The 7,900-nt window shown below is 48.8% G+C and carries 7 protein-coding genes; 1 reads left to right on the top strand and 6 read right to left on the bottom strand.

Annotated elements, in window-relative coordinates; genetic code table 11:
• Together QZ735_RS04050 and QZ735_RS04045 are read right to left on the bottom strand one after the other, a co-directional pair.
• Positions 1-3,423 (bottom strand): AAA family ATPase (locus QZ735_RS04050; protein ID WP_294244528.1); only part of this gene is annotated, 3,423 nt, incomplete at its 3' end.
• A 12-nt stretch (positions 3,424-3,435) separates the two neighbouring features.
• A complete protein-coding gene (locus QZ735_RS04045; protein WP_294244526.1) occupies positions 3,436-4,671 on the bottom strand; it encodes an exonuclease SbcCD subunit D C-terminal domain-containing protein in 1,236 nt (411 codons plus the stop codon).
• Positions 4,672-5,569: 898 nt separating this feature from the next.
• Between QZ735_RS04045 and QZ735_RS04040 the strand changes: the two genes are divergently transcribed.
• A complete protein-coding gene (locus tag QZ735_RS04040; RefSeq protein ID WP_294244524.1) occupies positions 5,570-5,854 on the top strand; it encodes a hypothetical protein in 285 nt (94 codons plus the stop codon).
• 257 nt (positions 5,855-6,111) lie between these two features.
• Here QZ735_RS04040 and QZ735_RS04035 read toward each other — a convergent pair whose 3' ends face one another.
• From QZ735_RS04035 to QZ735_RS04020, 4 genes are all read right to left on the bottom strand, one after another.
• On the bottom strand, positions 6,112-6,480 hold the full coding sequence (locus QZ735_RS04035; protein ID WP_294244522.1) for a rhodanese-like domain-containing protein: 369 nt from the start codon (positions 6,478-6,480) through the stop codon (positions 6,112-6,114).
• Positions 6,477-6,779 (bottom strand): DUF3817 domain-containing protein, encoded by a 303-nt coding sequence (locus QZ735_RS04030; RefSeq protein WP_294244519.1) that lies wholly within the window; start codon positions 6,777-6,779, stop codon positions 6,477-6,479. The genes QZ735_RS04035 and QZ735_RS04030 overlap by 4 nt, the downstream gene beginning before the upstream one ends.
• Before the next feature lie 4 nt (positions 6,780-6,783).
• Positions 6,784-7,245, bottom strand: a complete 462-nt coding sequence (locus tag QZ735_RS04025) for a hypothetical protein (RefSeq protein ID WP_294244517.1) — start codon at positions 7,243-7,245, stop codon at positions 6,784-6,786.
• A 66-nt stretch (positions 7,246-7,311) separates the two neighbouring features.
• Positions 7,312-7,900, bottom strand: a 589-nt coding sequence (locus tag QZ735_RS04020; RefSeq protein ID WP_294244515.1) for a TetR/AcrR family transcriptional regulator, incomplete at its 5' end; no start/stop codon positions are given.

Here is a 7,900-nt window from a genome sequence, read left to right as displayed (position 1 = left end):
TCCCATATCCCCGTCCACTACCTGGAGACCCAGCGAAGAAGGGATCCGTTCGATCCTGTAGCGTCCGGTCAGGGACTGCAGGTGGATGTTGGCGTATCCCAACAGGGTATCAAGCGTATATTCCTGTGCCATCTGGCGGAATTTTTTACCGTCTGCCGATCCGATCATTTCATTCAGCCTGCTCCAGTTTTCTGCGATCAGAGCCTGGGCTTCGATGCTTTTCAGCAGGTCGCCGATCCGGTTTCTGTTCTCCGCATCCTGCTGTATCCGGAAACTGATTTCCCCTTTCTTGTGTTTTTTCTGCTCGGCATCTGCTTTTACCGCTGTCAGCAGGGCATCAAGCTCTTCAGCATTACGCCCGGACAGACGTTTTTCCTGATGGCCGGTCAGGGCCTGCTTCCTTGCCGTAACAATGGATTCTGCCTTTGTCACTTCCTCTTCAACAGACTGCAGGAAGATCCGTTCCGTTTCTATCCACTCATGGCTGAGGTCCAGCAGTTCATGCAGTTCCTTTACCGTAAGCGGCAGGCTGCTTTTTCTGTTGTAAACGTCTAGCCAGTTTTCCAGCCGGTCACTGGCTGCCTCCGCTTCTTTTCCGGCTGTCAGAAGGGCTGCTTCCGTTTCTTCCTGCCGGGTATGCAGCCGTGTGATTTCCAGCAGGAGATTCTGCAGGGCCTCTCTGAGCAGATCATGCTGTTTCAAAGCGTCTGCTGCCATTTGCCTGAGGCTGTCTTCTACGGCATCTGCAGGCTGTCCTTCAAAGATCAGGTTGCGCTGCTGCTGGATTTCCAGGAGATACTGAAGCTGCTTTTCATGCGTTTTCTGCTTTTGCTCTAAGTCTGAAATGCTGGTTTTCTCCTGGTTTTCCAGTTCTTTTACGGTTGCTTCGAGGGCAAGTTTTTCGTGGGTGAGCTTTTCTTTTTTTTCGGTATTTTCTCTCCATTGTGCGGCAAACCGGTCAATCCGTTCCGTAAATGCTTCCGGTGCGTTTTTCCAGTGTTCCATCCATCCGGAAGCGGTAAAATAGGGGGATAGGTTCAATGCTATTTCTTTAAGTTCCGAATCTGCTTTATCCTGTTCTTTTGCAAGATGGGTATCCTGCTCATGCAGCAATGCCAGCTGAGCGGTGAGGTCGCGGATCTTGTCAGAAAGTCCGGTTACGGTTTCTTTGCGTTTTTCAATTTCTTTCTTATCTTCTTCTGACTGTTGTCTTTCAAGGGAAAGGGCTTTTATCCTGGCAGAGAGTCCGTCGCGTTTTGTATTCAGTGCAGTCAGCTTCCCGTCCAGCCATCCCTGGATATGCCCGTCCGTCAGCTGATGGCCTTCCTGTGCAGCCGGCAGCCGCGCCCAGTCCCGTCTTTTATTTTCCAGCATCGCTCTTTTGCGGGCCAGCTCTTCTGTCTGGCCGGCGATCATCTGTTCCAGGTTCCGGCAGTCCTGTTCTGCAGTACTGTGCCGGCGGTAGAGGCTGAGGTATTGTTTTTCCTGATCCTCGTAAGCTTTTTCGAGCGTGGAAAGAACATGTGCAAGCTGCGGATGGTGTAATGCGTAAGGATGGGTGGTGCTTCCGCAGACCGGGCAGGGGTCATTGTCGGTAAGGCCGGACCTCAGGGCCTCAACGTTTTCCGCCGATGCCAGGCGGGCCTGTGCCAGGATTTTTGCAGCCGTTTCTTTCCGCCCGTTTTCCAGGGGCAGCTGCCGGGCCAGTTCTTCATATAATATCTTTCTGCTCCCGTATTCCGATTGATCCTTCTCCAGTTTAAGGCGTAACAGATCCGTTTCCTGAGACAGGGTGTATACGGCCTGCCACAGCGTCTGTGCCTTCAGAAGCGCTTCAAATTCAAGATCTGCATCAGCCTTTTCTTTATCGAGAAGATCTGCAGGAACAGCTGTCCGTTTTTCTTCCCTGAAGGTATATGTTTTCTGAAGCCGGCTCAGCTGTTCCAGCTGCTCTTTCCATTCTTTTTCAACTGCTTCCTTTGCTGTCCGTGCTGTTTCGGTGCGGGATTTTATTTTATCCAGTCCGGATAGGGCTGTCTGCATGAGATCTAGGAATTTACCGGCATCTCGGAGCTTGGAAAGGATCAGGTCCCTGTTTTCGGCAACGCCACTTCTGTCGGCATGCTCTTTCTGCCAATCGGAAATCGCTGCCAGCCGCTCCGAAACGTCTGTAAGGCTCTGTTGTTTGTCTTTCAGCAGTTTCCTTTGCTGCCTGTAGCTTTCAGCAGCGGTTTCCGCTTCTGCAGCAGCCGTTCCGGCCTGTTCTTTTTTTTCTTTCAGCAGCATATCCAGTTGGCGGGCCTGGCTGAGCAGGGGCAGTGCATCGCCGAATGCTTTGTTTCTTTCCGACAGGTTTTGTTCCGAAAAAATAAGCTTACCTTCCAGCTGTTCCCTGGTTTTTTGTTGTGCCTCAATGGTTTCTTTCAGCAGGCCAAGGGCAGCTGTTTTCTCTTTATGAAACTGTTTTGCCCGGCTAAGGGCATCTGCTGTGCTGCGGACCTGCTGTACCTGTTCTGCAACAGATAATTTTTCCTTCCTGGGCATGGCGGCGGCTTTGTCTTCGCCGGCCTTGCGGAACGCTGCTTCTGCTTCTTCCAGATAGGTACGGAGCTTAGCAGAGTCCCGGTGCCAGGTAATTTCTTCCATAAGGCGTACGCTATCTTTTTCAAGGGCACCGATTTGCTCTTCAAGTGCCTGCTGTACTGCCTGAAGTTCCTCCAGCTCCTCTGTGGTAAAGGTGACGATCCCGTCCTTCCGGAGATCAAGTTCCCGCAGCAGCTGTTCTTCATATTTATGTTTCTCGTAGATCTTCCTGGAAATTTCAGAATAGATGTGGGTACCGGTAAGTTTCTCGAGCAGAGAAGCCTTTTCGTCCCTGGCAGCTTTCATAAATGCCGTAAAATCACCCTGCGCCAATAAGACCGACCGGGTAAACTGGTCGAAGTTCAGGCCGATCAGCCGGGTGATTTCGTTCAGGGTTTCCTGTTTCCTGCCTGGAATATCTGTTTGTAAGGTAATGTTAGTAAGGGTAACGGAATCGGACTGCATGCTTCCGTCAGCTTTGTTGCGGGCCCGTCTTACGCTCCATCTGGCCCTGTAATGCATCCCGTCCGTCCCTCTGAAATCCACTTCGGCGAAACCTTCTGCCGTTCCGTCCCTTAGGATACTCCTTACGTCGCCCTGGCTGAGGGTACTGCCCTGGACATCACGGATTTCAATCCCGGTTTCACGGGCCTGGAGATAGCGTGGCGTTTTCCCGTACAATGCCAGGCAAAGGGCGTCAAGAATAGTGGATTTCCCGGCGCCGGTGGCTCCTGTAATGGCAAAGATGCCTGCCGAGCACAGCGGCTCTGCCGTAAAGTCGATTTCCGTATTTCCTTCCAGCGAGGCGAGGTTTCTGATCCGGATGGCTACTATCTTCATGGTGTTCTTATCTTATTCTGTGGATTGGTTTACTTCCTGTGATACCTGGTGAAAAAGACTCATCAGGTCATCAGGAACATCGGTATGGTATCTGGAGCGGTAGACTCTCCCGAAGATATCGGCGGGCTGCAGTTCATCCAGCTTTTCGGGGCTGACCGTTTCAGCGTTTTTCCGGTCAGATGCAGCATAAACAGACGTAATTTTAGCCAGCTTTGCTTTTTTGCCCTGTAAGGCGGTTTCAATTTTATGCCGCAGGGCCGGTTCGGGGCCGTCAAGCAATACTTTTACTTCAAGATACGGAGGAGGGCCACCTGAATGGTCTGCTGCCGGAATCTGTTCCAGGAGTGCAAGAACCTCAGGCAGCGGTCCGGGCTGAGACGGAATTCTCATCAGCGGAACCGATACCGGGACTTCCAGGGTTTTTATGCTGCTGATTTCGCGGTCAAGTTCAAAAACAATCACCTGATGCCGGTAGTTGATTTCTGAAAATGACATCGGCAGCGGGCTTCCGGAATACCGGATGTGTTCTTTCCCTCCGATTTTCTGGGCCTTATGGATATGCCCCAGCGCTACATACCTCAGGTCCGGATGAAATGCCGAAGCGGAAATACATTCCACGCCGCCCATAATGGGTCTTTCGGCATCATTCAGCTCAGGGGTTTCTGCGTTGGCCGCATGCAGGTGTCCCATGGCAATGACCGGCAGGCCATCGCGGTTTTTCCGGCAGGCATAGTCAAAGGATTCCCTGTAGAAAGCAGTCACGCCTTCGGTGTAGGGGTTTTCACAGTCGGGGATTACGGGATAGTCGCCCATTCTGAGAAAAGGCACGGCCAGACACCAGGAATGTACTGTTCCGGACCGGTCATAAACCGGTACCAGCAGCTTTTCATAATCGGTTTTTCCTTCTGCATCTTTTTCCACCCATCCGATAAGGTGAATACGGGAAGACTCCAGCAGCGGTTTGGGCGCTTCCAGCCGGGTAGCGGAGTCGTGATTGCCGGCGGTAATGATAATCTGCAGATCCGGATCGGACTTTACAGCCCGGTTCAGGAAGGTATAAAACATCCTTACCGATGCTGCCGAAGGATTGGAGATGTCAAATACATCACCGCTGATCAGTACGGCATCAATCTTTTCATCCTTAAGGACCTGCAGCAGCCAGTCGAGGAAGTGCTGGTGCTCGGCAGTCCGGTCATATTCGTGAAACAGCTGGCCGATGTGCCAGTCTGCGGTATGGAGGAATTTCATAGGTTTACTGATTCATTGTTGGATTTGCCCCTTTTTCTACATATCACTGGCCAGATCTGAAACAAGGCTGCCGCAATTGCCGGCCGTATCTCATGTCTTCAAATATAGCGGAAATTGGGATTTTACATTCAGGATCTGCGTTTTCATACAGGAAATTAGTTTTACACAAAGGTAGATAAAAAAGTGTTGTGCCTGCACGGGCCTGTACCGGAAAATGAATATTTCCTGAAGCAGATGTCGGGCAGTGTCCATCCTGTCATAAATAAACTGCCGGACGGATTGATTCAGAATAAACTACGATATATCTGCTTAAAGTTAGTGCTCATAGCCTTCACGATCGTATCGGAAGTTTTCAGACCTTACGTTTGCTTTGAATGAAGAAACAGGAAGGGCAGGGTTAAGCTGATCCGGTAAACCTTACAGTGCATGCAGATGATTCATCCATAGCTTTCTGCTTCATCCTGTTCCTGAAGAGCTGCGGAATATGATGGTTAGCAAATGTTTTATTTAAGCTTTTCTCTTTTACTTCATGTTTGCAGAACGGTATTGACCACCGGTTACAGTTGTATATGCCTGTAGATTTATTGATATTGATAAGGAAACTTGAAGTGAAATACTTTATTATACCTGAAAACAAACCCTTTTTTAACAGAATATTTTTAATCATATCTATTTACTGTTGAATAATAGTGAATGTATAAAGTACTGGTAATAAATAAATTAAATTTTGTAAAAACTATGAAACAATTTTATATATTTTATTAATTGTTTTTAAAGCAATAAATTATAGTTGTTTATTTATAGCATAATCGGCAGCCTCCGGTTATTTTGTCATCTGGAAAATAAAACACGACGCGTTTTGTCGCATTACCGTTATAGCTTTGGAAAAAATCGGTAAATGAGACTTAAGGCGACGGTACGGGAAGAAGTGCAGAAAGCAGCACAGAGCATTGTTGTGGAATTTGTAGGCGACCCCAACAGGCAGCATTTTGAAGTGAAATGCAGTTTTGATCCTTATGCGGAAGGAATACGGAAATGGGATACTTGGGAGCTGAAACTCAGGTTTGAAGCGGAGGTCTTTACTGAGGCGAGAACAGGCGGCAAGTCCTATTTTACCCATCTGATCTGCGACCGGGCACGGAAGCACAGTTCGCCGTTCAGTACGAAACGGGATCTCCGGTGAGGACGGTATTTAAGCCTGTAAGACATGAGGGCAGTCTTTTCTCCGTAAGAAGTCTGTAGGGGAATAATATCGTAAGGGAAAAGTGCCTGTGATTCGAACGGCCGGTGTTCTGATTTCTGACGGATTGATTGTAAGCGGCAGGTCCCTGTATTTTTCGGAACAGGGAAAACCACCGCTTCTGTTTGCATCATGGCCTGTAAACGCAGGAGTTGGTGCTGCCGCCCTGAAGGTAAAGACTTCGGAAGTTCATCTCCTGCCTACTTCGGTCCTGTCAGGTCAAGACTCTTCTGCAGGTCGGTCCAGGCGCCTCCGTTGCGGACATTTTTAAAGCCTCTTTCTTTTAAAATATGCTCCGCTTTTACGCTCCTCAGTCCATGGGAACATACGGTGATATAGGTTTTTGACGGGTCCAGCTCCGTGTATCTTTCGCGGAGGGTGCCCAGCGAGATATTTTTTGAGCCGGGAATATGGCCGGTCCGGTATTCACTTTCGGTTCTCACATCAAGGATCACTGCTCCGTTCCGGATCAGCGGTTCCAATCCGTCGTCCAGGGTCTGGAATGTATAGATTCTGTAGGCTATATATAAGGCGAGAATGATTCCGCAGCAGAGAAGGATATTTTTCATAGCCGGCGCAGGATATGATAGTCCATATAAAAGGTGCCGAACGGGATCATGCAGGCCAGCAGTACTTTCCAGGTGGTTTTCCTGAACTTCCAGCCCTGTTCCACTCCCACACTCAGGGTACTGAAGATAAACAGCAGGAACAGCGAGCCGTGTACCGGTCCCATCATTTTGACCAGTGAAGGATCATGGAATCCGTATTTTAAGGGGACTGCGATAAAAATCAGTATCAGCAGGGAAATTCCTTCCAGCAGGGCAATGATCCTCAGCCTTCCGGTTTTGGTTTTGAATAAATCAATCATATTATTATCTTAGATAAGGGCGGTTAGCGAGCGGGGAAAAAGGCCAGGGAATAGCCAGGAATATCATGATCAGGGCAATACCGTAATATACCAGCAAGGCCCTGAACTTTTCTTTACCGGATTCTTTGCGCTTGGCCATGGATGACCCGATGGTAATCAGCGCAATAGCAGTCAGCATACACCCGATATGGATCAGTCCGAAGAATAGGAGATCAAAAGATGCTTTAGCCTGGCGGTAATTTTTCCAGAAATATTTAACCAAAGGGCTCTGTGAATACAAAACAATCCCGATGACCAGCTGGAGGTGGGCAATGGTAGCGGTCCAGTGCCGCACGGAATCATCTGCTTTAGAAAATTCCCGGCGGGTAAAATAGCCCCTGCAGGCCCTGAATAGTGAATACACCAGGCTCAGGAGCACCAGCCAGCGGAAAATAGAATGAAGAAAGGTCAGCGTCTGATACATCATTAAGATTTTAATAATGCAGCAAAGGTAAAACAAAAAACATACTAATTAGTATGTTTTTTTAAAAAATTATTTCAGGCTGTCAAAATAAGACCTGAGCCCTTTCAGAAAAACTTCATATACCGTTCTGGAATTTTCCAGTTTTCCCAGGTTCCTTACGCCCCAGTAACCGGACAGTACGAAAACGGCAACTTCCCGGGCGTCAGTTCCGGGTTTCAACAAACCTTTTGCCTGATCCTTCTCAACGGCATTGATGATGGCCTGCTCCCAGTCTTTGGAGAGTTCATTCAGGGTTTTGGTAAATTCCGCATTCCAGGGAGCCATCTCCTGGGTAAGGTTGGAAGCCGGGCAGCCGTTTTCCACCGTCATGAACGTATCTTCCATCAGCAGGCTGGACACCAGGTCATGAATACGGTCCAATGCATTTTCCGTATTTTCCAGCGGGGTAATGAATTGGGTGGCAAACGCTGGTCTCAGCAGTTCATTGAGAATGGCGAGGCCCATTTCATCCTTTGTCTTGAAATGGTAATAGAAAGCTCCTTTGGTAACTTTGGTTCCGGCAATGATCTCATCTACGCTGGTGGTCCGGTACCCTTTGCCATAGATCAGCTGAAAGGCGGTCTGGAGAATCTGGAGCCTGGTTTCCTGTGATTTTTTC

The organism is uncultured Chryseobacterium sp. (genome assembly GCF_913776365.1).
GTDB lineage: Bacteria > Bacteroidota > Bacteroidia > Flavobacteriales > Weeksellaceae > Chryseobacterium.
The sequence above is the reverse complement of the archived record's forward strand: the minus strand, read 5'-3'. Positions and strand labels throughout refer to the sequence as shown.